This window comes from Nannocystis sp. RBIL2, from assembly GCF_026626745.1.
In the GTDB taxonomy this organism is placed as follows: domain Bacteria; phylum Myxococcota_A; class Polyangia; order Nannocystales; family Nannocystaceae; genus Nannocystis.
In genome coordinates this window covers 5955773-5977500 of record NZ_JAPNJW010000001.1, presented here as the reverse complement: position 1 = coordinate 5977500, position 21728 = coordinate 5955773, and the positions used below count along the sequence as shown (strand labels likewise).

Genomic DNA, 21728 nt, shown 5'->3' with positions numbered 1-21728 from the left:
TGATGACCACGTCGTTCTCGAAGCTCTCGAACATGAAGTTCAGGGCTCGCAGCGGCACGATCGTCCCGCAGGTGGCGATGTCGATGTCGACCCGGAAGCTGCAGATCCCCTTCGGGTCGTACCAATCCGGGTAGGTGTGCGCGCAGAGGTGGCTCTTGGTGAGGTGGGCGCCGACGGTCGTGTGGCCCATCACTTCGTCGGCGACCTTCTTTTGTCCGAGATCGCTCATCAGCACCAGCGAGCTCGCGCCCTGGGGTTCGTAGTCCTGGGCGGAGACGGACAGGACCTCGGCATCGATGATGTGCGCGATCTCGCGCAGCATGTCGGTGATGCGTTCGGCGCTGAATTTCTCGTCGATATAGCGGACGTAGGCGTGCCGTTCGTCGTCGGTACGGGCGACGAAGAAGTCGTAGAGGTTGAAGCTGACCACCTTGGTCAGGTTGTTGAAACCCTGCAGGCGGACGCGTTCGCGCGGGACGAACATGGCCGGGGACGATGGCCGGGGACGCCGGTCGAGTCAAGCCTCGGCGGCGAGTGCGACGGCCAACACCCGCGGAAGGACTGGCCTTTTTTGCGCTTGCGCCCGCCTAGTGCCGTCCCGGACACTCCCTGCCTATGCTTGGGTTCTCCTCGGCCGCAGCATTTGCGTTCGCGCTCGCAGACCCCGACCGGATCCCGAACGACGTGGCGATCGCCATGTCGCCGACCGTCGGGTGGGTCATGGTGGCTTGCGCCGTTTTTGCATGCCTGATCTTCCTGCTCCAAAGCGAGCGCTGGCGGCGCTGGTGGCTGACGAACGAGGACCCGCGGCCGGTAGCGGCGTTTCGCATCGTCTTCGCCTTCCTCTGCATCTGCAACATCAACGACCTGTGGGAGTACTTCACCTTCCTCTTCTCGGACGAAGGCATCTTCATCAGTGATGCGGCTCGCCAGCTGGTAGCGCCGGCGCAGTTCAAGGGCTTCGGCGACGGCATCGGCGACGACCCCTACGGCTTCTTCGATGTCCCGGCGGTCCTCGAGTTCTTCAAGGGCCACAAGTACTCGCTGCTGTACTTCTGGGACACGCCCACGGCCATGTGGGTGCAGCTCATCGGCTTTTACACCGTCACCGTCCTGTTCATGTTCGGGTGGAAGACGCGGGTGATGGGCGTCTTGAGCTTCCTGATGATGAACAGCTTCTTCCTCCGGAACCACCTGTTCTGGGAGGGCACGGAGCTGGTCTATCGGGTGTTCTTCTTCTACCTGCTGCTGGCCAAGAGCGGCCACGCGTACAGCATCGACAACTGGCTGCGGACCCGGAAGCTGCGCAAGCAGGGCCTGTTGTCCGAGCGCCACGGGCCCGGCGGCGGCGCCGGTGTGGCTCCGAGCCCCGAGCACCCGCAGGGCCTGCAGGCGGTCTACCGGCTGATCCCGGCGTGGCCTCGCAACCTGATGATGCTCAACCTCGGGGTGCTGTACTGCTTCACGGGCGTGGTCAAAAACGGCCACGTGTGGGCCAAGGGCGACGCCCTCTACTACGCCCTCAACATGGACCACTTCTACCGGTTCTACCCGCAGGAACTGTCGTCCATCCTCGGCCTCAACATGTTCCGCCTGGCCACGTGGATCACCCACTGGTTCGAGGCCTTGTTCCCCCTGATGGTGCTCGGCACCATCATCCGCTGGGGCATCCGCGAGCAGCTGCCTCGGCTCGAGGGCTGGCGCCTGTGGGCGGTGCGCGCCTGCTGGGTGGCGTTCGGCCTCGGCTGCCTGGCGGTGGTGCTCATCACCCTGCCGGTCCATCACGTCGAGCTGCCCAAGAGCTGGTGGACCACCCAGCGGGTGCAGATTTTCACCGCGATCGGCTGGGTCGCGCTGATGGCTGCCATCGGCGGGCTGTTCTGGTGGCTGGGTCGGCGCCCGCCGACGGTGAAGATCCGCGGCAAGCGCTACCTGCTCGACCTCGACTGGTTCTGCCGGTGGTTCCTGGGCCGGCGGGTGTGGCTCACCTGCGGCCTGGTGTTCCACGGCAACCTCCAGCTCCTCATGAACATCGGCATGTTCCCGCCGATCATGATGTCGACGTACCTGTTCTTCCTGCAAGGCGACGAGCCGGGGCGGATCCTCAGGTTCTTCGGCCGCGGCCTGGCCAAGGCGTTCCCGTGGCTGCCGCTCCCGGCCGACGTGCGCCGCGGCGAGCCGCCGCTGCCGGCCGAAGATCGCACCTTGCCGCATCACCGCCGTGACGGCCGCCGCCTGCCGCCGACCGTGCTCTACGGGCTGCTCGTGGTCGCGATCGTCGGCGTGGTCCTGCACGCGAGCCCGCTGGTGCCCTGGTTCAAGGTGAGCGTGCTCGGGCGCGAGGAGACGGCGCCGGGGGCGAACCTGGGGCTCCACTTCGCCTGGACCCTGATCGCCATGATGTCCTTCATGACGATCTACACCTACGTGCAGGGCCACCGCGGGACGAAGCACTTCGTCCTCAAGCTGATCGGCCTGGCGATCGGGATCGTCGTCTACGTGGCGCTGATGAGCCTGACCGGCGAGACCACGCAGGAGAAGGACCAGCTGCTGTACTACAAGCTGGCGGCGACCGGCACGCTCCTGCTCGTGGTCTGCCTCAACCAGGTCCCGGCGATCCACCGCCACCTGGCGAAGATCGGCCTGACCTTCTCGCCGCCCGACCGGCCCAAGCGCGAGCCCGACATGCCGGCGATCGACCCGCAGACCGGGCACACGATCGCGCCGTGGGCGTACGGGCCCGGCGGCCGCCTGTTCATCGGCTCGCTGGTCCTCTATCACATCATCGCCATCGCCATCTGGGAGCTGCCCGAGAAGGACTGCATCTCGACGTTCCGGATCAAGGCGCGCGAGCCGTTCTCGACCTGGGTGCTGGCGACGCAGACCGACCAGCAGTGGGGCATGTTCGCGCCCAACCCCCCGCGCCACAACGTGCTGATGCGCACCGTCGTGACCGACGACACCGGCGAGCGCTGGGACCTGCGGACCGACACCTACGCGCTCGAGCGCAAGCCGATCCCGTGGGTCTGGAACGACCGCATGCGCAAGATGAACCGGCGCATCATCGGCGGCGAGTCGGGGAAGGGCGACTGGTACCAGCAGTGGTATGCGCGCTTCATCTGCCGCCAGTGGGCCCTGAGCCACCGCGGGGCGATGCCGCAGAAGGTCGAGCTCTACAAGGTCTCGTACCGCATGCCGGCGCCGGAGATCGTCGCCAAGCAGGGCTGGTACGTGCCCGAGAAGCTGCTCTACGACACCGGCCGCGAGGAGCGGCAGCACACCACCAAGTGCGCGTCCTCGGACCACGGGCAGCTGCCGAACTTCATCCGCGAGCGCCACGGCCTGCCGCTGCTCGAGGAGGGCGTGTTCAAGCCGTGGATCCACAACAAGAAGAAGGCGTGGGACAAGCGCTACGACCCGCCGAAGACCACGGACGGGACCCGGCCGACCTCGACCTCGACCACCGCCGGCAAGCGCGCCGCGACGGTGAGGCCGTCGCTGGCCAAGGGTGAGGGCGAGGCCGCCGCGCCGGAGCCGGCGGAGACGAAGCCGCTGGCGAAGCCGGTCGACTGAGACACGGCACCTCACAGCGGGAGGCCCGGCGCACTGCCGGGCCTTTTGTTTTAATCCGTGCGCATGCTGCTGGGCCTCCTCGCGGACGAACGGATCCCCAACGCCGAAGCGCTCGCGCTCTCACCGACCGTCGGTTGGTGGATGCTGCTCGGCTTCGTCTTCTTCGTGAGCGCCTGCATCTTCCACCGCGAGGCGTTCCGCCGGCTGTTCCTGCGCGCCGAGGACCCGCGGACGATGGCCCTGTTCCGCATCGTCTTCGGCCTCGTCACCCTGTTCAACATCAACGGCCTGTCCGACCTCTTCATCTACCTCTTCACCGACGAGGGGCTGTTCCTCACCGACGTCGCGCGCGAGGTGTTCGCCAAGGAGCAGTTCGTCGGCTTCGGCGACGGCATCGACCCCGAGCCGTACGGCTTCTTCGACTGGGGCGGCGTCGTCGAGTGGCTCAAGGGGCCGAAGTACTCGCCGCTGTTCTTCTGGGACTCGCCGTCGGCCTTCTGGTTGGTCCTCGGCGCGTTCGAGGTCGCTTGCGTGTGCATGATCGTCGGCTTCAAGACGAACATCACCAAGTGGGTCACCCTGCTGCTGTTCCACAGCATCATCCTGCGCAACCAGGTGTTCTGGGAGGGCACCGAGAACGTCTACCGCTGCTTCCTCCTGTACCTGTGCATGTCGCGGTGCGGCGCCGCCTACAGCGTCGACAACTGGCTGCGCTGCCGTCGTCTGCGCAAGCAGGGCCGCCTCAGCGAGCGCGACGGCCCGGGCGCCGGCGCCGGCGTCGCTCCCAGCCCCGAGCACCCGCAGGGCCTCGAGGCGGTCTACCGGCTGATCCCCGCGTGGCCGCGGATGATCATGATCCTCCAGCTCGCGGCGCTCTACTGCTCGACCGGCACCGTCAAGAACGGCGACATCTGGGCCAAGGGCGACGCCTTCTACTACGCGCTCAACCTCGACCACTTCTACCGCTTCGAGCCGCAGCAGCTGTCGGCCGTCTTCGGCACCAACCTGTTCCGCATCAACACGATCATCACCCACTACTGGGAGGCGTTCTTCCCGCTGGTCGTGCTCGGCCTGGTGGTCCGCTTCGTCCGCCGCGAGCAGCTGCCGCCGCTGCCCGAGTGGCAGCGCTGGGCCGTGCGCGCCTGCTGGCTCGGCCTCGGCCTCGTCGGCCTGGTCGTCGTCTACATCACCCTGCCGTTCCACATCCCCGCGCAGCCGCGCGCCGGCATGGCTGGCCTGGCGACCTGGCAGCGGTGGTTCCCGGTGGTCTGGCTGGCCGGCATGGCGGTCGTCGGCGGCCTCTTCTATTGGCTCGGTCGGCGTCCGCCCACCGTCACGCTCCGCGGCCGTCGCCTCACCCTCGACCTCGACTGGTTCTGCACCTGGTTCCTCGGCCGCCGGCTGTGGCTCGGCCTCGGCCTCGTCTTCCACGCCCACCTGATCGTGATGATGAACATCGGCTGGTTCACGCCGGCGACGATGGCGACCTACATCGCGTTCCTCAACGGCAGCGAGGTCGCCTTCCTGCTGCGGGCGATCGGCGAGCGCCTCGGTCGCGTCGGGCTACCTGTCCCGAAGGACATCACCCGCGGCGACGCCCCGCTCCCGGCCGAGGACCCGAGCTTGCCGCACCTCCACCGCGACGCCGCGGCCCTGCCCGCGTGGGCGCTGTGGGGCGCGCTGGCGGTCGCCGTCGGCGGCGTCTACGTCGCCGCAGAGACCGACCTCGGCGTCCCGTGGGCGGCCACCGGCGCGGTTATCTTCGCCGGCCTGGCGGTGGTCGGCTTCGGCGTCGCCCAGCGGCGCGGCGCCCAGCAGCTGCCCGCCATCGACCCGCACTCCGGCCGCGCGCGGCGCCCGTGGGCCTACGGCTCGATGGGCCGCTTCCTCGCCGGCACGTTCGTCGTCTACCACTGCACGGGCGTGGCGATCTGGCTGCTGCCCGAGAAGGACAGCCTCGGCGGCGAGGGCAAGGACGGCTGGCGGGTGCGCGCGCAGGACCCGTTCAAGTGGTGGATCCGCACCAGCCAGACCGCGCAGGGCTGGAAGATGTTCGCGCCCAACCCGCCGCGCAGCAACATCTTCATGCAGGTCATGGTCACCGACCACGAGGGCAACGGCTTCGACCTCAACACCGACGTCTATCACCCGGCCAACAAGCCGATCCCGTGGCTCGGCTACACCCGCCAGCGCAAGATCAACCGCCGGATCATCGGCGGCGAGGGCGGCAAGGGCGAGTGGTACCAGAAGTGGCACGCGCGGTGGGTCTGCCGCGACTGGGCCCTCAAGCACGGCGGCCAGGCGCCCAAGAAGGTCGAGCTCTACAAGCTCTCGTACACGATCCCCACGCCCGAAGAGGTCGCCAAGAGCGGCCCCTACAAGCCCGAGGAGCGGCTCGCGGCCAATCGCTTCCGCAAGCTGGTCTACACCGGCGAGTGCACCGACATCAACGCGCAGCTGCCCAACACCATCCGCGCCCGCCACGGCCTGCCGCTGCTGGCCCCGGGCGAGTTCCGCCCGTGGGTGAAGAACCACCTGAGCGCGTGGAACAAGAAGAAGCCGAAGTCGCCGCAGATCCCGTGGATCGTGCTCGTCAGCGTCGTCGTGGTCGGCGCCGCCGGCCTGCGCTGGCGCCAGCTCGACCGCGACAACAAGCGCCGCGCCATGGCCGAAAAGACCTAGCGCTCAGGACATGTTCTATCGGGCATGCTCTTAAAATCATGCCTGCGCGTCGCTCCGGTGGAGGGTCACTCGCCGCCAGCCGACGAGCGCTGCGGTCCAGCCTCGGGCGGCCCCTCGCAGGCGGCGCCGCGCACCTGCCGGTCGCGCGGGGGCCCGACGGCCCGGAGGTGCGCATCCTCGGCACCTGCGCGAACGGACATGCTCCTTGGGGCATGTCCTCGCGGGCAGCCTGCTACTCTTTCTTGCCCTCGCGCGCCGCCTCGCGGGCCCGGGCGCGGCGCCAGCGCCACAGCTTCAGCGCGGCGCTGGTCGTGGTCTCGCGCAGCGCCGAGGTGAGGCTCTTGCGCGTACGGCCGTGCTCGTCGCGGGTGCTCTCCGCCAGCTTGGCGCCGAACCACAACCCCGCGATGATCCCCGCGATGAGGACGAGGATGGTGAAGATGGTGTTGAGCAGCTCGGTCATGGCGTGTGGCTCACAGGAGAGGCGCCCCGAGCAGTACCCGGAGCCAGTGCGGGTACAAAAGTAGCAGAGTCGTCATCGGCAGCCGCGGCGGTTGCGACGCAGGCGCCTCTGCGGGGCTCTCCGCGGCCACGGGCGCGTTCGGACAGGTGCAGCCCCAGCTGGCGGGCAGGCGCGGGCAAGCGGTCTCGGCGATGAGCCGGTGGCCCTCGGCGTTCGGGTGGATATGGTCGAAGCTCCGCAGCTCGGTGCGCAAGAACCAGCGCGGCACCTCGGCGGCCTCGGCAGCGTCGGCCTCGAGCGCCGCAGCGCGCGCCGTCTCGTCGAGCTCGGCGTGCTGCCGCTTCCACAGCCCGTCCTTCGTCAGCGCGGTGCGCATCGCCTCGAGGTCGCGCAGCGGCGCCGTGGTGGCGCGCAAGGACGAGCGGTAGAGGTCGACCGCGACCTCCGGCAGCTCCTCGGGTTGCCACGGCGCGTCGGCGCCGGCGGCTCGCTTGCGGGCGTAGTCGCCGAGCGCCTGCTGGGGCGCCAGCGCCCCGAGCACGAAATCGACCACCGTCCGCGTCGCTCGCAGGTAACGCAGCCCGGCCGCCCCGGCCCAGCGCTTGGGGTCGGTGTCGTCGCCCCACGGCGTGAGGCTGAACGCGACGACCTTGAGCCCGCGAGCATGGGCCAGAGTGAACAGCTCGCGGATGTCGTGATTGGTCCGCTCGGGCGTGCCGACGCTGTTGAGCCCGCCCTGGAACACCAGCCAGTACTCGAGCTCCGGGTCGCGCAAGTTGACGTACGGGTTCTCGAGGAACTGCTGCTTGAACCGCTGCTTGAGCTGCAGCGCGCCGAAGCCGACCTTCGACAGGTTGCGGACCTCGACGTTGCGGCACATCTCGGCCAGGCGCTCGGCGTACGGCTGCTTGGGCCAGGCGCCGATCGACCCGGCCAGCACCACCACCTTGACCGGGCGCTCCTTCTGCTTGAAGCGCCACGTCGGCGGCGGCTCGACCTCGGGCGCAGCGGCCACCGGCTCGGGCTCCTGCGCCCGCGCCCCCGTCACCCACAACCAGCTCGCCAACAGTCCGACGACCACGCCACGCATGACTCACTCCACCACGACGAAGGACGCGGCCGCCAGCTCGATGCCGTCGACCGAGACCACGCGCGCCTTCCAGCTGCCGATGTACTCGCGCCGCAGCACCAGATAGGCCCGGGTGCGGTACGCGTGCAGCTCGGGGATCTGCATCGCCCGCCGACGAAACAGCTCGCCGTCCTTCTCCCACAGCACGTCGACCTTCTCCTCGACGCGGCTGTGGACCACCCGGAAGCACACGTTGACGGCCCCGTGCCGGGTCAGCGAGAACTTGTCCGACTCGCCGGTGCAGCCCTCGCGCTCGTAGGCCTGCCCGACCCAGATCTTGTCGACGTGGATCCCCGAGGCTCCGATCGCACCCACCGGCGGCTCGTCGTGGATCCCCACCGGCAGGCGCTCGAACACGCGGGCGATCGCCGGAGGCGTGCCCGGCGGCACGGTGCGCGGACCGGTAGCACGCGGGTCGTCGAGCTCGGGCTCTTCGTCGGCGGTCGGCACGTGCGCCGCGGGCAGACGGATCTCGCGCGCCGCAGCCGGCGTCGGCGTGGGCCCGGGTCGCTCCGCGCGCTCGATCCCGTCGTCCTCCGCCGCGCCGCCGCGCTCGACGCGAGGCACCTCGAGGTTGCAAGCCAGGCACGCCAGCGCCGCTGCAGCGCCCTGCAGCCCGCAGCGACTCGCGCCCCTCGGGACGCCATTGCCTGTTCGTCGCACGCTCGCGGCCTTCACGCGGTCGGGGGTGTACCGCGCAGCGCATCCTAACCGGTGCGTTCGCGGCCTCACAACCCGCTCGTCCGCAAACGCGTCATGAACCGGCCCCAGGGGCGTCCTGTGCGCTTGCTCATCGGCACGCGGCGGTCTAAAGAGTGCGGCATGCTTCGCGCTCCTCTGAATTGCTTCGGTACCGTCGTCCTGGCCGGCCTCGTGGTCGCCTGCACCACGCCGCACCACGCCGGCAAGGTGCCGAAGGAGAGCCCTCCCGCACCAGCACCCGCCGCCGCGCGGCCGTTGCCGGCCGGTAGCGCCGAGGGGGCCCCCGAGAGCCTGCTGCACGAGTACGAGGCCCGCGAGGTCGCGTCCGCCGCCGAGATCGCGACCTGGCAGCTGCCCTTCCAGGCCAAGCGGATCGCCGTCGCGCTCCTGACCCTCGCCGCCAAGGACGACCTCGCTGGCCTGCCGGCCGTGTTCACCCGGCACGCGCGCTGGGGCATCCCCGACCGCCGCGAGTACGACGCCCGCCCGATCTTCGCCGACGGCGGCCGCGAGTTCTTCGACGTCTTCCGCGACGCCGCCAGCCGCTTCGCCCGCAAGGAGGCGTTCTTCTGCCCGCCGGTGGTCCCGCCCGCGGCCCAGATCTACGTCCGCAACGGCGCCGAGCCGATGTGGTGCGCCTACCTCAGCAGAGATGGCCTCGACGTCCTCGCGTTCAAGTTCGTCTACGAGAACGGCGGCGCCAAGATCGACTACATCGGCCTGCTGCCGACGCGCGCGCCCGGGATCCTGTCCGCCCGCAGGGAGCCGCAGCCGCAGCCGCAGCCGCCGCCGATGACGCCGCAGGTCAAGCGCGGCACCGGCCCGGTCGGCCCGTTCATGAGCTCCGGCGGCGAGACTGTGCCGCTGCAGATCGAGCGCCGCCCGCCCCCGGGCACGGTCAACCCGCCGAACCCGGCCGGCTCCCTCGCGACGCCGCCCGCCGGCACGCCCGCACCGACCGGCGGCGCTGCCTCCGGCCCGTCCGGCACCCCGTCGCCCGCGAGCACGGCCCCGGCCCCGGCGAAGGCCCCCGCCACCCCGGCCCCGGCGAAGGCCCCCGCTCCGGCTCCCGCGCATTGACCATTCGGGCATGTTTTAAAAGACATGCCCTCGAAGCCAGGGCGTGAAGGGCATGTCCATTCGGACATGCCCTTTCGTGCATTATCCTTCGGACATGTCCGAATCGCCGGCCAGCCAGGCGGCGATCGTGCGGTTGTCCTGCGGTCCGAGCGCCAGCTCCTCGCGCAGCGCGATCCAGTCGGCGGCCCAGCCCGCCTGCGGCTCCACGATCAGGTCGGCGTCGAGGTCGGCGACTCCGCGGAAGTTGAGGCGGCAGGTCTTCAGCTCGTGCGGACGCTCGGGGTGCCACAGCGGGATCCCGTACTTGCGGCAGATCCGGGGCCGGTGCGCATAGAGCAGGCAGGTCTCGCCGCTCCCGAGAGCCGGGCAGGCCGCGCCGGGCGCGTAGTTGCGGGCGCGGGCCACGATCTCGGCGCGGGTCGTCGCGTCGGCCGCCGCCAGCCCCTCGCGCAGCAGCGCGCCCTCTAACTCCGACACCTTGAAGCTCTGGCGGCAGCACTCGCCGCAGCCCGGCCGGCACTGGATGTGCTCGCGGTAGCGGGCGACCACCGGCGCGACGTCGCCGTCGACGATCCGCAGGTGGACGCGCAGGCGCTGCAGCGTCCTCGTCACGGTGAAGAGCGTCCGTCCTTCTGCTCGACGAGCGAACGATACGGCGACCACGCGTGCCGCTCGAGGAAGCGCCGCGCCGACAGCTCGCCGCGGTCGACCGCCGCCGCGTCCTCGGCCTGGCGCTTCAGCGACGCCTCGAGCGCCCGCGTGCGCATCCTGGCGGCCGCCTCGTCGTCGGGGTGGAGCTCGGCGAACAGCGCTGGCGACCCGCGGCCGCGCCCGACCCATGTCGCGTGCCACTCGGCCAGCTGCGCCCGCAGCTCCGGCAGGTCGACGTGCGCCGCCCAGCCGTCGCGCCCGACCAGCAGCGTCGTGAACGATCCGAGCCCCCCGCGGCCGCGCGCGCGGAGCAGCGCATCCACCTCTGCGAACGACACCTCGGCCTGCCCGTCCTGGTCGGAGCGGACCGTCATCACCGGCAAGCTCGTCCCGTCGCTCGCGCGCACCGACACCGCGAGCGGGCCGACGTAGCGGCGCACGTTGCAGCCGGCGAGCCGGGCCGCGCCGACGTCGAGCGAGGCTTGGCCCGGTGCGCGCAGCGGCCAGCGGCGACAGAGATGGGCCTGGGACAGCACCAGGCCCATGCTCGCCAGGCGCACCGTCGTGCGATCGACGATCCCGAACGACCGCTGACGGGTGGCCGCGAGGACCTCCTGGGCCGCCCGACTCTGCGTCGTGGCGCACTGCCCGGCGAGCTGTTCCCCGGCGGTCATGGCCGCCGCCACCGCAGCGCGGCAGGGCTCGGGCACGCGGGCGGCCACGGCGGCCGTCACTTGCGGATCGACCTCCCCGCGCACTGGTTCGCGGCCCCCGAGCCGCGCGCAGCCGGCGACCAGCAGCAACGCCGCCGCAGCGCGCCGCGCCGGAGCTCCGATCCCTTTGCCGCGCCGCACCGCGGGCAGCTTACCACGCCCGGCGCGCCCGCCGACTTGAGCCGAGGAGCGCGCTCGGGCACTCTCCCGGGCCATGTCTCTTGCACCCCGCCGTCTCCGCTTGAGCGCCAGCCTGACCCTCGCGCTCGCCGCCGCCGTCCCCGGCTGTCTCAAAGTACCGGTCGGCGACCTCGACGCGCCCGGCGGCAAGGAAGGCAACCCGGCCGAGGCCAAGGCCGTCATCGACCGCTTCGTCGCCGCGCTCGGCGGTGAGGAGGCGCTGCGCAAGATCGCCCAGCGCACCGTCGAGGCGCGCATGACCTTCCTGCCGGAGTCCGGCTGCACCGACAAGGACGAGAACTGCCGCAACACCGAGACCGTCGGCACCTTCACCTTGCAGTCGACCGCCGATCAGCGGCTCTACCGGCGCACCGTCATCGACAAGCAGATCGAAGAAGAGGGCTTCGACGGCAAGACCGGCTGGCAGTTCCGCCGCGGCTTCCTCGTGCTCGAGGACGAGGACGAGTCGGTCATCACCCGCGAGGACGCCGCGCTGCACTGGTACTTCGACTTCGACAAGCGGGGCATCAACCTCGCGCTGGAGAAGCCGCGCGACAAGGACTTCGACGGCAAGGCGCGGGTGCTGGACGGCGTGCGCTGGTCGACCAAGAACGACCTCGTGCCGCCGAAGACGCAGTGGTACGACCGCGCGACCGGCCTGCTCGCCGAGGAGCTGCTCGAGGACGACAAGGCCGAGCCGCCGATCAGCCAGCACATCATCTACGACGACTATCGTCCGATCGACGGCGTCCTCGTGGCGCACAAGATCCGCCTCGTCAACAAGTTCGGCGACCGCACCCAGGAGGTCGTGTTCGTGACCCAGCGGGTCGACCACGCCCCGATCAAGCCCGAGGTGTTCCAGGTCCCCAAGGTCCCGGCGCCGGAGAAGGCCAAGGACGAGAAGCTCGTCGCCCTCGCCAAGGCCCGCGAGGCCGCCGCCGCCGAGCCCAAGAACCTCGACGCCCAGGTCAGCCTCGCTCGCGCGCTGTGGGCCGCCTCGCACTTCGATGAGGCCGCCGACGCCGCCCAGGTCGCGCTCAAGCTGCAGCCCAAGGAGGCCGAGGCGCTGTGGATCCTCGCCCGCGCGCGCGTGCTGCAGGGCCGCTTCAAGGAGGCCGGGCCGCTGCTCGACCGCGCCGGCAAGGCTGGCGTGCGCGACGTCCTCGTCCACGCCCAGCGGGCCTGGATCGCCAGCCACCAGCGCGACTTCCCGGGGGTCGCCGACGCCCTCGACCACCTCGGCGAGGCCAACGCCCAGCTCGCCGGTCGCTACCGCAACTTCGCCGGCAAGCCGCTGCAGGTCAGCTTCAAGGGCAACGGTTGCACCGCCGAGCTGCCGATCGCCACCGAGGGCACCGTCACCTTCGTCGACGTCCAGATCGGCGAGGAGAAGGTGCGCGCGCTGGTCGACACCGGCGCGTCCGACGTCATCCTCGACGGCGAGGTCGCGGCCAAGCTGAAGCTCCCGGTCCGCTCGAAGTCGCGGCTCGGCGGCGAGGGCGGGCCGGAGATCGGCCACGGCCAGATCGAGGCGCTGACCGCCGGCAACGCCACGATCTCGGGGATCCCCGTCGACGTGTTCCCGCACCAGGTGCTCGAGCAGATGACCGGAGGCGTCGGCGCGGCGCCGCAGGCGGTCCTCGGCGCCCGCGTGCTCGAGCTGTTCCAGGTCAACTTCGACCTGCCGAACAACAAGCTCGTGCTCGTCAACCCGGTCGCCAAGTGCAAGTCGGCTCTGGCCGCCAACCGCACCGGCAGCGGCGCCCCGTTCTACCTCCACGAGACCCACTTCCTCTACGTGCTGGCGGCGATGAACGGCGCCGAGGGCCTGTTCCTCGTCAACACCGGCATGCAGGGCGTCGCCGTCACCGCCACCACCAAGGCGTTCGCGCGCGCCGGCATCGGCGCCCCGCCGCTGCGCCGCAACGAGGCCGCCCTCGTCGACGTCGCCGAGTTCACCGTCGGCGACGCCTTCAAGGCCCTCGGCCTCCGCGGCGCCTACGGCTACTTCGAGCAGAACGAGAGCAGCGACCAGTTCCGCATCGACGGCATGCTCGGCCTCGACTTCGTCGGCCGCGGCCGCCTCACCATCGACTACCCCGAGCGCAAGCTCTACTTCGCCGCGCCCCCCGCCGAGGCCGCCACCGCTCCGGCCGCCGCTGCTCCCGCGAAGGGCAAGTAGGCCGTGCCTGTCCTCTCGCACATGTTCGAAAGCGCAGCTGTGAAGCTGCGCTCGGCCTGCGCTTCCGAACATGTCCGAATGTACAGTCTTGGCATCGCCCCAGGACGGTCTCGCGCGCATCTCTTCCCTTTTTTAGAACATGTCCGAAGCAACACTTGACGATCGCGTCGGCTACCTCGCGGCCTGGGGCCTTTTGGGCGACCGCTGGGTCGAGCGACCGTACGTCGAGGTCGACGGCCGGGGCGTCATCGTCCGCACCGCGAGCGGGCGGCCGGCGGACGCGCCCACGATCGTCCACGACCTCGGCCGCAGGCTCCTCTACCCCGGCCTCGTCAACGCCCACAGCCACGCCTTTCAGCGGGCGATCCGCGGCGGCACGCACCGGCGCGGCGAGGGCGATCCGTCCAGCTTCTGGAGCTGGCGCGAGGCGATGTACCGCGTCGCCAGCAGCCTCGGCCCCGACGAGGTCTACGCCGTCACCCGCCGCTGCTACGCCGAGATGCTGCGCGCCGGCATCACCTGCGTCGGCGAGTTCCACTACCTGCACCACGCGCCCGACGGCACCCCGTACGCCGACGCGAACGAGCTGTCGCGCCAGGTCTTGCGCGCCGGCGCGGAGGTCGGGATCCGCGTGGTCCTGCTCGAGGTCTACTACGCCCGCGCCGGCGCCGACCGGCCGCCGCTGGCGGAGCAGCGCCGCTTCTGCGACGGCACCGTCGATCGTTACCTCGCCCGCGTCGACACCCTGCGCGGCGAGGGCCACACGATCGGCCTCGCCCCGCACAGCGTGCGCGCCGTCCCGCTCGCCGCGCTGTCCGAGCTCGCCGCCTACGCCCGCGCCCACGACCTCGTGATCCACGCCCACGTGTCCGAGCAGGGCCGCGAGAACGAGGAGTGCCGCGCCGAGCACGGCCGCACTCCGACCGAGGTGTTCGCCGACGCCGGCTGCCTCGCGCGTCCTGGCAGCTTCACCGCCGTCCACGCGATCCACCTCGAAGACCACGACCACGAGCTGCTCGCCGGCCACAACGTCTGCGCCTGCCCCACCACCGAGGCCGACCTCGGCGACGGCATCATCCCTGCCCCGCGGCACCGTCAGCACGGCACCGGCCTGGCCCTCGGCAGCGACAGCAACGCGGTGATCGATCTCGTCCAGGAGGCCCGCCTGCTCGAGATGCACGAGCGCCTGCGCGCGCAGGCGCGCCTGTGCCTCGCCGGTCCCGAGCCGGTCGCCCGCACCCTCCTCGACATCGCCACCGTCGGAGGCGCTCGCGCTCTCGGGCGCCTCGAGCTCGGCCGCCTCGTCCCCGGGAACCCCTTCGACGCCTGCGCCGCCGACCTCGACCACCCCCACCTCGCCGACCTGCCGGACGACCAGGCGCACGACGCCCTGTGGCTGTCGGGCACCGCCGCGGCCATCGACCGGGTGTTCGTCGGCGGCGTACGACGGCGCTAGGACACGGTGCGACGCCCTCACCTCGCGGTCGTCGCCACGCCCGCGAAGGCGCGTCGCGTGCATGCGCGCCCGCGAAGGCGCGCGAGGCGTGGGGCTCCCCGGGTGAGACCGTGCCTCCCTTCCTCGCGGTGTCGCCTGCACACGTGATCGGGAAGCCGCGCGAGGCGTGGGGCTAGACCCCCACTGCCGCCGGTGCTACGTCCGCACCGTGCGTCCTCTCCTCGTCCTCGTCCTCGCGGGCGTCGCCTGCACGAGCGCGACCGAGAAGTCGCGCCAGGCGTGGGACAAGGCCGTCACCGGGCGCGACGGCGCCAGCAAGGGCGCGGGCGGCAGCGGCGGCGGTCGCGGCAGCACTCGCGGCAGCGGGCCGCGGGACAACTGGCAGGCGCTCGCGCAGTTCGCCACCGACGCCAGCGAGGCCCTGTCCGGCGGCTCCACCACCGTCTCCGTGCCGCGGCTGGCCAAGCAGATGTGCAGCGAGGTGCCGGAGGCGCTGTCGGAGGACCCGCCGCCCGAGGCCGTCCGGTGCGCGCCGAAGTCCCCGTTCGCGGCGCTCGGCCACGAGTTCGAGCTCGAGCTCGGCCGCGACAGCACGATCGGCCTGGTCGCCCGAGACCTCTCCGATCAGGACAGCGGCGAACTGGTCCGTCAGATCATGCAGCGCCTGCGCGGCATCTGTCGCGAGCCGTGGGCCTCCGCGGGCCGCGCAGACAACGCTCTGGCCGACTTCCATCGCTGCCCGACCGCCACCGGCGCGGAGGTCGTGGTCGGCCGCTTCCCGACCAACTTGGCCGCGGGCCAGTGGCACTTCTCGCTGGCTGTACTCGGCCCGGGCTAATATTCTCCGGCCACCCGTATGGACACCCTCTCCACCGCGCCCACGAGCCACGGCGGGCTGATCTTCCCGCTCGACATGTTCCGACCGACGGTGTTGGCGGCCGTGATCGCCGAGCTGTTGCTCGGCAAGGTCCGCAACATCCTCGACGCGACGCTCGAGATCTCCCGGCACCCGACGTCGCCGCTGGCGCTGGCGCGGATCCACGGGAACGTCGTCGGCGAGGACCCCGCCGAGTTCTGGCGCACCAACCCGGACATCGCGCTGGCCGCCAGCCAGGCGGTGCCGCGGCAGTGCTTCGCCTACTACGTGCGCACCGGCCCCAACCACCGCGAGGGCTTCCTGGTGGCGCAGCGGGGCCAGGCGCTGGCCGCCGACGACAGCGATCGCGACGCGAGCGGGCAACACTGGCCGGTCACGCGCCTCGTCGATCAGCTGCGGATCTCCGTCAGCGACCTCGCCAACGGCTTCCCCGGCGGTCCGCGCATCGAGCTGTCGCTGATGGAGCCGACCGGCAACGACCAGACCCTGCTGATGACCCTGGTCGGCCAACCTCCGGGCGAAGCCGGCGACGAAGACCTCGACGACATGGGCGAGGAGCCGCCGCCCCCGCCGCCGCCCTCCCGCGGCGGTGGTGGTGGTCTCACGCAGGGCTTCTCGGCCCCGCCGTCGCCGAGCTCTGCGGGCCCCACGAGCGCCCCCAGCCAGCCCGCCAAGGCTCCCGCCGCCAAGGCGCCGCAGATCAGCGCCGCCGACGACGCCAAGCGCCGCGCCACGGAGCGCGCGGCCGAGTTGCAGGAGCTGCAGACGCGCAGCGAGAACGCCGCCAAGTCGCTGCGGTTCGTCGAGGACGAGCGCGGCCTCGTGGTCTTGGTCCCGGTCGAGCTGTCCGAGACCTCGGTGCTGAGCAACTACGCGGTGTCGGCGGTCGAGAGCTCGCTGCCCGACGGTCTGCCCGGCGCGTTGCTGAAGACGCTGACCGGTCGCTCGATCGACTTCGCGGTCAAGGTCGAGTTCTTCAGCGAGGTGTTCGTCGACGCCCAGCCGCTGAACCGCCCTAGGTTCGAGGAGCGCGCCAAGGAGATCGATCTCGGCGGCACGAAGGTCAAGGCGCTCGAGGTCCTGGCCCCGCGCCTCGGCATCGGCACGCTGCTGCGCCTCGGCAGCACCAACGTGTTCGTGTCCCGCCGCCCCGACGCCCCGCTGCCGGGCGAGCTGCTGCTCTCGCTGCTCAAGAGCTGAGGCCCGCGTGCATGCGAACCGGGATCCACCGGTTCGCTGCTGCGCCCCGGCAGCGACGACGTGCTCGTCTCCCGCGACTGCTGCTCTCGCTGATCGAGGGCTGAGCTCGTGTCACGTCGCCTCGTTTCCGCCCTCGGCAGGGCATGGCGAGGACCGGGAACGCTGTGAAACGCGCGTACGAGCCCGTTCGACGGCGCATCTCTTTCGCGGAGATCGCCTCTCGCGGGGGCTTCGGAGGCTCGCGCTCGCGCGGGAGCGCAGCTCGTCGCGCACGCACGCGCACGCGGGGCTGCCTTTGCACCTGCAAGATCGTCCGCAGCGCCGAGAGGAGATCACCTCGCCGGGTCTCGCTGGCGGTCTTTGTGCGTTGCGAGATCGCCTGTGAAGCGATCTCCGGTCGCGACGACGGCACCGTCTCAGGAGGAGAGCGGTGCCGTCTGCGCTGGATGGGCCGAGGAAAAATATCACCGGGCGACAAAGGGCATCGTCTCCCGGAGGGAGAGCGATGCGCCTGGTCGCCGCGGATGGTTACGCGGAGAGGTGCGTCTTGAGGCTCGACAGGATCGCCTCTTCGCGGGCGGCGATCGTGGTGTCGGCCGGGTCGCTGAGCTTGTCGCGGATCAGCGCCTCGAGGATCACCATGCGCTCCGGGTGCGGCGGCAGGTGCTGGGCGAGGCCCAGCTTGCGGCTGGCGAGCACCTTGAGGAAGGGTTCGATCTTGCGGATCTCTTGAGCGATCCGCATCGTCGCTTCTTTGCCCTCGCCTCGGCGGATTTGGAACTTCGGGGCGCAGCGTTCGACCGCTGCGACCAGGTCGCGGGCCAGGTCCACATCGACCTGATCTTCGACTCCGAAGCTTGCCACGACGATGGGTCGGCTCTGCGCCTTCTTGTTCCCCTCGCCGGACCACCAGACGTTGTGCGCGATGGACAAGTAGGTCCTGCGCGACTCACCACATCGGACTTTGTTTCTCCGCAGATACATAGGGATAATCCTTCCTCAGGCAATCCAAGGTTGCGTGCGTGACCCCGGCATCAGGCCGGCACCGTTTTGGACGCAGGTGCCGGGCAAACCTTCAACCTTGTCCCCGTGGTCTGTGCCCCTGTTTGCCTGCATCCCAAGGCCCCCTGTGCCCACGAACACAAGGCTAGCGTTTGCGCCAGAGGGTCGCCAGAGATTTCCGACTGCTGCAGCCAAATTGCTCAATTTCTTTGGGTTTTTTCACGCGTTTCGGGGCCGTGCGCGACTCCCGCGGCGCCTGATACCTGGGCCCACACGGCCAGTGGCTCTAGAATTCGCAGTTCCGCGGCGTCCGCGGGAAGGGGATGACGTCGCGGATGTTCTCCATGCCCGTCACGTACATGACGAGGCGTTCGAACCCGAGGCCGAAGCCGGCGTGGGGCGCCGTGCCGAAGCGACGGGTGTCGAGGTACCAGCCGTAGTGCTCGGGGTTCAGGCCCATCGAGCGGATCGCCTGCATCAACACGTCGAGCCGCTCCTCGCGCTGTGAGCCGCCGATGAGCTCGCCGATCTTCGGCACCAGCAGGTCCATCGCCGCCACGGTCTTTCCGTCGTCGTTGCGGCGCATGTAGAACGCCTTGATCTCGGTCGGGTAGTCGGTGACGAAGACCGGGCGTCCGACCAGCGTCTCGGTCAGGTAGCGCTCGTGCTCGGCCTGCAAATTCGCGCCCCAGTGGACCGGGAACTCGAACTTCTGGCCCGAGGTCTCGAGGCGGCGCACCGCCTCCGTGTAGCTCATGCGCTCGAAGTTCGACTCGAGCACGTGCTGCAGGCGGGCGACCAGGCCCGGATCGATCTGCTTGTTGAAGAACGCGAGGTCGTCGGCGCAGCGCTCGAGCGCCGTGCGCATGAGGTGCTTGACGAACGCCTCCGCCAGGGTCGCGTCGTCGTCGAGGTCGCACCACGCCATCTCCGGCTCGATCATCCAGAACTCCGCGGCGTGGCGGCTGGTGTTCGAGTTCTCGGCGCGGAACGTCGGGCCGAACGTGTAGATGTCGGACAGGCCGAGCGCGAAGGCCTCGCCGTTGAGCTGGCCCGACACGGTGAGGAAGCTCGAGTGGGCGAAGAAATCCTCGTGCCAGTCGACCGCGCCCTCGGGCGTGCGCGGCGGCTTGTTCACGTCGAGGGTGGTGACGCGGAACATCTCGCCGGCGCCCTCGGCGTCGGAGCCGGTGATGATCGGCGTGTGTACGTACACGAAGCCGCGCTGCTGGAAGAACTCGTGGACGGCCTGGGCGAGGGCGCTGCGGACGCGGAAGACGGCGCCGAAGGTGTTGGTGCGGGCGCGCAGGTGGGCGATGTCGCGCAAGAACTCGAAGCTGTGGCGCTTCTTCTGCAGCGGGAAGGTCGAGTCGGCGAGGCCGATGACCGACACCTCGGTGGCCTTGAGCTCGACGCGCTGGCCGGCCGCGGGCGAGGCGATGACCTCGCCGACGACCTCGACCGCGCTGCCGGTCGTCAGCTTGCGCAGCTGCTCGTAGTTGGCGAGCTCCGGATTGACCACGACCTGGAGGCTGGCGAAGCAGGAGCCGTCGTTGAGCTCGATGAACACGACTTGCTTGCTGTCCCGGACGGTGCGGGCCCAGCCCTTGACGCGCACGCCGGCGCGGGGGGGCTCGAGCTGGAGCACGTCCACGATCTTGGTCCGTGGAGTCTGCATGGCGGCCAGGAGCGTAGAACTGCTGGCCCGTGGTTCGCAAGTGCGGTACAGCGACGCCGCGCCCCATGACCGCCGCCTACGACCCGCCTGGCCGCGCCCTGAATCCGGGCAGGCCGTCGCTCTCGACCTCGCCGCCGACCTGGCTGCCGATCCACGAGCGCTTCGTCTCGCTGCAGGGTGAGGGCACGCTCGTCGGCGTCCCGAGCTCGTTCGTCCGCGTGTCCGGCTGCAACCTCCGCTGCGCGTGGTGCGACTCGCCGGCGACCTCCTGGGCGCCCTCGGGCCGTCGCACCGACCTGGCCGAGCTGGTCGCCTTCTGCGCCGCCGGGCCGCGTCACGTGGTCCTCACCGGCGGCGAGCCGCTCCTGTTCGCCGGGATCGCCGCGCTCAGTCGCCGGCTGCGGGCGGCCGGGCACCACATCACCGTCGAGACCGCCGGCACCGTGTGGCTCGAGGGGCTCGCGTGCGACCTGCTGTCGGTGAGCCCGAAGCTGCGCCACAGCACGCCGTGGGAGCGCGACCCGGCGCAGGCCGAGCGGCACGAGCGCGCGCGCCTCGACCTGCCGGTGCTCGCGCGGCTGATGGCGAGCTTCCCGTGGCAGCTCAAGTTCGTCGTCCGCGCCGACGCCAGCGCCGCCGACGTCGCCGAGGTCGAGGCGCTGCTGCGCGAGCTCGCGGTGCCCAACGACCAGCGCAGCCGGGTGCTGCTGATGCCCGAGTGCACCGACAGCGAGGCCCTGCGCGCGGCCTATCGCGCGCTGATGCCGATCTGCGTCGAGCGCGGGTTTCGCCTCGGCGAGCGGCTCCACATCCACATGTTCGGTCACACGCCCGGCACCTGAGCTCGCGGCGCGCGGAGGAGTAAAACAAGGCCGTGCTCTACTCCTGGCTCAAGGCGTTCCACATCATCGGCTTCGTCGCGTGGTTCGCCGGGCTCTTCTACATCTTCCGGCTGTACGTCTATCACGTGGAGAACCGCGACAAGCCGGAGATCGCCCAGCTGCTCACCATCATGGAGCGGCGGCTGTACCGCGGGATCTGCTGGCCCGCGATGGTCTTCACCGCCGCCTTCGGGATCGCGCTGTTCGTGCAGATGCCTGGCTTCTACATGGCGCAGGGGTGGTTCCACGCCAAGCTGCTCGGGCTCCTGCTGCTGATCGGTTACCACCTGTACTGCGGCAAGGTCCGCAAGGACCTCGCCGCCGGGCGCTGCAACCTGACCTCGCGGCAATGTCGGCTGCTCAACGAGGTGCCGCTCGTGCCGCTGTTCCTCATCGTCATCATGGTCGTCGTGAAGCCGCACTTTGGCGGCTGAGCGGCGCTGCTCGGCGGCCCGGCCGGTCGTTCGCGCCCGCGCGCCCGCCCGTACGACGCCGCCCGGGTTTTTTGCTATCCTGCCGAGGATGGTCTCACGGTCCCGCTGCGCGTCCTGCCTGCTGGCGCTGGCGGCGTGCGCGTGGCTGCCCGCCTGCGACGAGGCCGACGCGTCGTGCGCCGCGCTCGCCGACGAGGGCCTGCTGGTCACCGCGTACATCGACCACAACGGCAAGCAGGCGCGCACCGAGGTCGAGGTGCGGCGCGTCGACGACGACGCCGGGCTGTCGCTCGCATTGTGCAAGCGCAGCTCGCTCAGCGTCGACGGCACCGCAGCCACGCGCGTGCGCCGGCCCAGCGGCTCCTACGTGTACAAGGTCGACGGGGTCGACAGGGCCAAGGACGGCGGCCCCGTGACGCACGAGCTGCGGCTCGTCGACGACGACTACGAGGCCACCTACAGCGTCTCGGTCGAAGCGCCGGCGTTCGAGATCACCGCGCCCAAGGCGGGCGCCAAGCTGCCGCGCACGCAGGCGTTCGACGTCGCGTGGACGCCGGCGCGGACCGACGCGACGATCCTCGCGCGCATCGACGACGCCATCGACGGCATCGCCTGCCTGGCCGAGCCGATCGTGCTCGAGCTGCCGGACGGGGGCGCGGCGCAGGTGGCCCAGGGGCAGCTCAAGACCGGCTTGACCCGGCCCGAGCCGTGCAGCGCGACGCTCCGCCTGTCGCGCGTGGCCACCGGCGCGCTCGAGCCGAAGAGCGGCGCCTCCCGACTCCACGCCGACAGCCGCGCCTCGGTAGCGACCTGGCGCGAGCTCAAGTTCACGTCTGACCCTTGAG

At 70.6% G+C, this 21728-nt stretch carries 18 protein-coding genes (1 of these 18 cut by a window edge); 10 read left to right on the top strand and 8 right to left on the bottom strand.

The annotated features are described in order from the left end of the window. A protein-coding gene (gene speD / locus OV090_RS23815; protein WP_267706573.1) for an adenosylmethionine decarboxylase crosses the window boundary here: on the bottom strand, positions 1–484 show its 5' portion. 293 nt of this gene lie to the left of the window's left edge; only the first 484 of its 777 coding nucleotides appear in the window; it begins with the start codon at positions 482–484; the stop codon falls past the left edge of the window. A gap of 131 nt (positions 485–615) precedes the next feature. On the opposite strand from speD, the gene OV090_RS23810 reads away from it, so the two are divergent. Next, complete coding sequence (locus OV090_RS23810; protein ID WP_267706571.1) at positions 616–3573, top strand: hypothetical protein; 2958 nt, start codon at positions 616–618, stop codon at positions 3571–3573. A 63-nt stretch (positions 3574–3636) separates the two neighbouring features. Continuing rightward, positions 3637–6255, top strand: coding sequence for a hypothetical protein (locus OV090_RS23805; protein WP_267706569.1), 2619 nt, complete (start codon positions 3637–3639; stop codon positions 6253–6255). A gap of 232 nt (positions 6256–6487) precedes the next feature. Here the strand turns inward: OV090_RS23805 and OV090_RS23800 are convergent, their stop codons facing one another. Genes OV090_RS23800 through OV090_RS50845 form a run of 3 tightly spaced genes read right to left on the bottom strand, consistent with a single transcriptional unit; the run spans position 6488 to position 8414 of the window. After that, positions 6488–6718 (bottom strand): hypothetical protein, encoded by a 231-nt coding sequence (locus tag OV090_RS23800; RefSeq protein ID WP_267706567.1) that lies wholly within the window; start codon positions 6716–6718, stop codon positions 6488–6490. Between the two features lie 10 nt (positions 6719–6728). Further along, positions 6729–7808, bottom strand: a complete 1080-nt coding sequence (locus OV090_RS23795) for a hypothetical protein (protein ID WP_267706565.1) — start codon at positions 7806–7808, stop codon at positions 6729–6731. Positions 7809–7811: 3 nt separating this feature from the next. Beyond that, positions 7812–8414 (bottom strand): DUF2914 domain-containing protein, encoded by a 603-nt coding sequence (locus tag OV090_RS50845; protein WP_267706563.1) that lies wholly within the window; start codon positions 8412–8414, stop codon positions 7812–7814. A 255-nt stretch (positions 8415–8669) separates the two neighbouring features. On the opposite strand from OV090_RS50845, the gene OV090_RS23785 reads away from it, so the two are divergent. Beyond that, entirely contained in the window at positions 8670–9629 is a 960-nt protein-coding gene (locus tag OV090_RS23785) for a hypothetical protein (protein ID WP_267706562.1), read from the top strand. Positions 9630–9710: 81 nt separating this feature from the next. On the opposite strand, the gene OV090_RS23780 is transcribed toward OV090_RS23785, so the two are convergent. Beyond that, complete coding sequence (locus OV090_RS23780) at positions 9711–10241, bottom strand: YkgJ family cysteine cluster protein (protein WP_267706561.1); 531 nt, start codon at positions 10239–10241, stop codon at positions 9711–9713. Further along, a complete protein-coding gene (locus OV090_RS50840) occupies positions 10238–11134 on the bottom strand; it encodes a hypothetical protein (protein ID WP_267706560.1) in 897 nt (298 codons plus the stop codon). The genes OV090_RS23780 and OV090_RS50840 overlap by 4 nt, the downstream gene beginning before the upstream one ends. Before the next feature lie 73 nt (positions 11135–11207). On the opposite strand from OV090_RS50840, the gene OV090_RS23770 reads away from it, so the two are divergent. From OV090_RS23770 to OV090_RS23755, 4 genes are all read left to right on the top strand, one after another. Then, complete coding sequence (locus tag OV090_RS23770) at positions 11208–13355, top strand: aspartyl protease family protein (RefSeq protein ID WP_267706559.1); 2148 nt, start codon at positions 11208–11210, stop codon at positions 13353–13355. A gap of 139 nt (positions 13356–13494) precedes the next feature. Next, positions 13495–14811, top strand: coding sequence for a formimidoylglutamate deiminase (locus tag OV090_RS23765; protein WP_267706557.1), 1317 nt, complete (start codon positions 13495–13497; stop codon positions 14809–14811). 208 nt (positions 14812–15019) lie between these two features. Beyond that, entirely contained in the window at positions 15020–15649 is a 630-nt protein-coding gene (locus OV090_RS23760; protein WP_267706555.1) for a hypothetical protein, read from the top strand. A gap of 18 nt (positions 15650–15667) precedes the next feature. Beyond that, the gene (locus OV090_RS23755; protein WP_267706553.1) at positions 15668–16888 is read left to right on the top strand and encodes a hypothetical protein; all 1221 of its coding nucleotides are present in this window, start codon (positions 15668–15670) and stop codon (positions 16886–16888) included. Between the two features lie 528 nt (positions 16889–17416). Here OV090_RS23755 and OV090_RS23750 read toward each other — a convergent pair. Together OV090_RS23750 and asnS are read right to left on the bottom strand one after the other, a co-directional pair. Then, on the bottom strand, positions 17417–17632 hold the full coding sequence (locus tag OV090_RS23750; RefSeq protein ID WP_267706551.1) for a hypothetical protein: 216 nt from the start codon (positions 17630–17632) through the stop codon (positions 17417–17419). 544 nt (positions 17633–18176) lie between these two features. After that, positions 18177–19568 carry an asparagine--tRNA ligase gene (gene asnS, locus OV090_RS23745; RefSeq protein WP_267706549.1) on the bottom strand — a complete coding sequence of 464 codons (1392 nt, stop codon included), beginning with the start codon at positions 19566–19568 and terminating at the stop codon, positions 18177–18179. Positions 19569–19633: 65 nt separating this feature from the next. Here asnS and OV090_RS23740 point away from each other — a divergent pair, with 65 nt between their 5' ends. From OV090_RS23740 to OV090_RS23730, 3 genes are all read left to right on the top strand, one after another. Then, complete coding sequence (locus OV090_RS23740) at positions 19634–20410, top strand: 7-carboxy-7-deazaguanine synthase QueE (RefSeq protein ID WP_267706547.1); 777 nt, start codon at positions 19634–19636, stop codon at positions 20408–20410. A gap of 32 nt (positions 20411–20442) precedes the next feature. Next, positions 20443–20883, top strand: a complete 441-nt coding sequence (gene hemJ / locus OV090_RS23735) for a protoporphyrinogen oxidase HemJ (RefSeq protein ID WP_267706545.1) — start codon at positions 20443–20445, stop codon at positions 20881–20883. A gap of 88 nt (positions 20884–20971) precedes the next feature. Further along, a complete protein-coding gene (locus OV090_RS23730; protein ID WP_267706543.1) occupies positions 20972–21727 on the top strand; it encodes a hypothetical protein in 756 nt (251 codons plus the stop codon). Position 21728 lies beyond the last annotated feature (1 nt).

Bases quoted from the DNA above. Each gene is read 5' to 3' on its own strand.
- OV090_RS23800 (WP_267706567.1), bottom strand. From the start codon at position 6,718: ATGACCGAGCTGCTCAACACCATCTTCACCATCCTCGTCCTCATCGCG.
- OV090_RS23740 (WP_267706547.1), top strand. From the start codon at position 19,634: ATGACCGCCGCCTACGACCCGCCTGGCCGCGCCCTGAATCCGGGCAGG.
- asnS (WP_267706549.1), bottom strand. From the start codon at position 19,568: ATGCAGACTCCACGGACCAAGATCGTGGACGTGCTCCAGCTCGAGCCC.
- OV090_RS23770 (WP_267706559.1), top strand. From the start codon at position 11,208: ATGTCTCTTGCACCCCGCCGTCTCCGCTTGAGCGCCAGCCTGACCCTC.
- OV090_RS23810 (WP_267706571.1), top strand. From the start codon at position 616: ATGCTTGGGTTCTCCTCGGCCGCAGCATTTGCGTTCGCGCTCGCAGAC.
- OV090_RS23730 (WP_267706543.1), top strand. From the start codon at position 20,972: ATGGTCTCACGGTCCCGCTGCGCGTCCTGCCTGCTGGCGCTGGCGGCG.
- OV090_RS23755 (WP_267706553.1), top strand. From the start codon at position 15,668: ATGGACACCCTCTCCACCGCGCCCACGAGCCACGGCGGGCTGATCTTC.
- OV090_RS23750 (WP_267706551.1), bottom strand. From the start codon at position 17,632: ATGCGGATCGCTCAAGAGATCCGCAAGATCGAACCCTTCCTCAAGGTG.
- OV090_RS23805 (WP_267706569.1), top strand. From the start codon at position 3,637: ATGCTGCTGGGCCTCCTCGCGGACGAACGGATCCCCAACGCCGAAGCG.
- OV090_RS23795 (WP_267706565.1), bottom strand. From the start codon at position 7,808: ATGCGTGGCGTGGTCGTCGGACTGTTGGCGAGCTGGTTGTGGGTGACG.
- OV090_RS23785 (WP_267706562.1), top strand. From the start codon at position 8,670: ATGCTTCGCGCTCCTCTGAATTGCTTCGGTACCGTCGTCCTGGCCGGC.
- OV090_RS23765 (WP_267706557.1), top strand. From the start codon at position 13,495: ATGTCCGAAGCAACACTTGACGATCGCGTCGGCTACCTCGCGGCCTGG.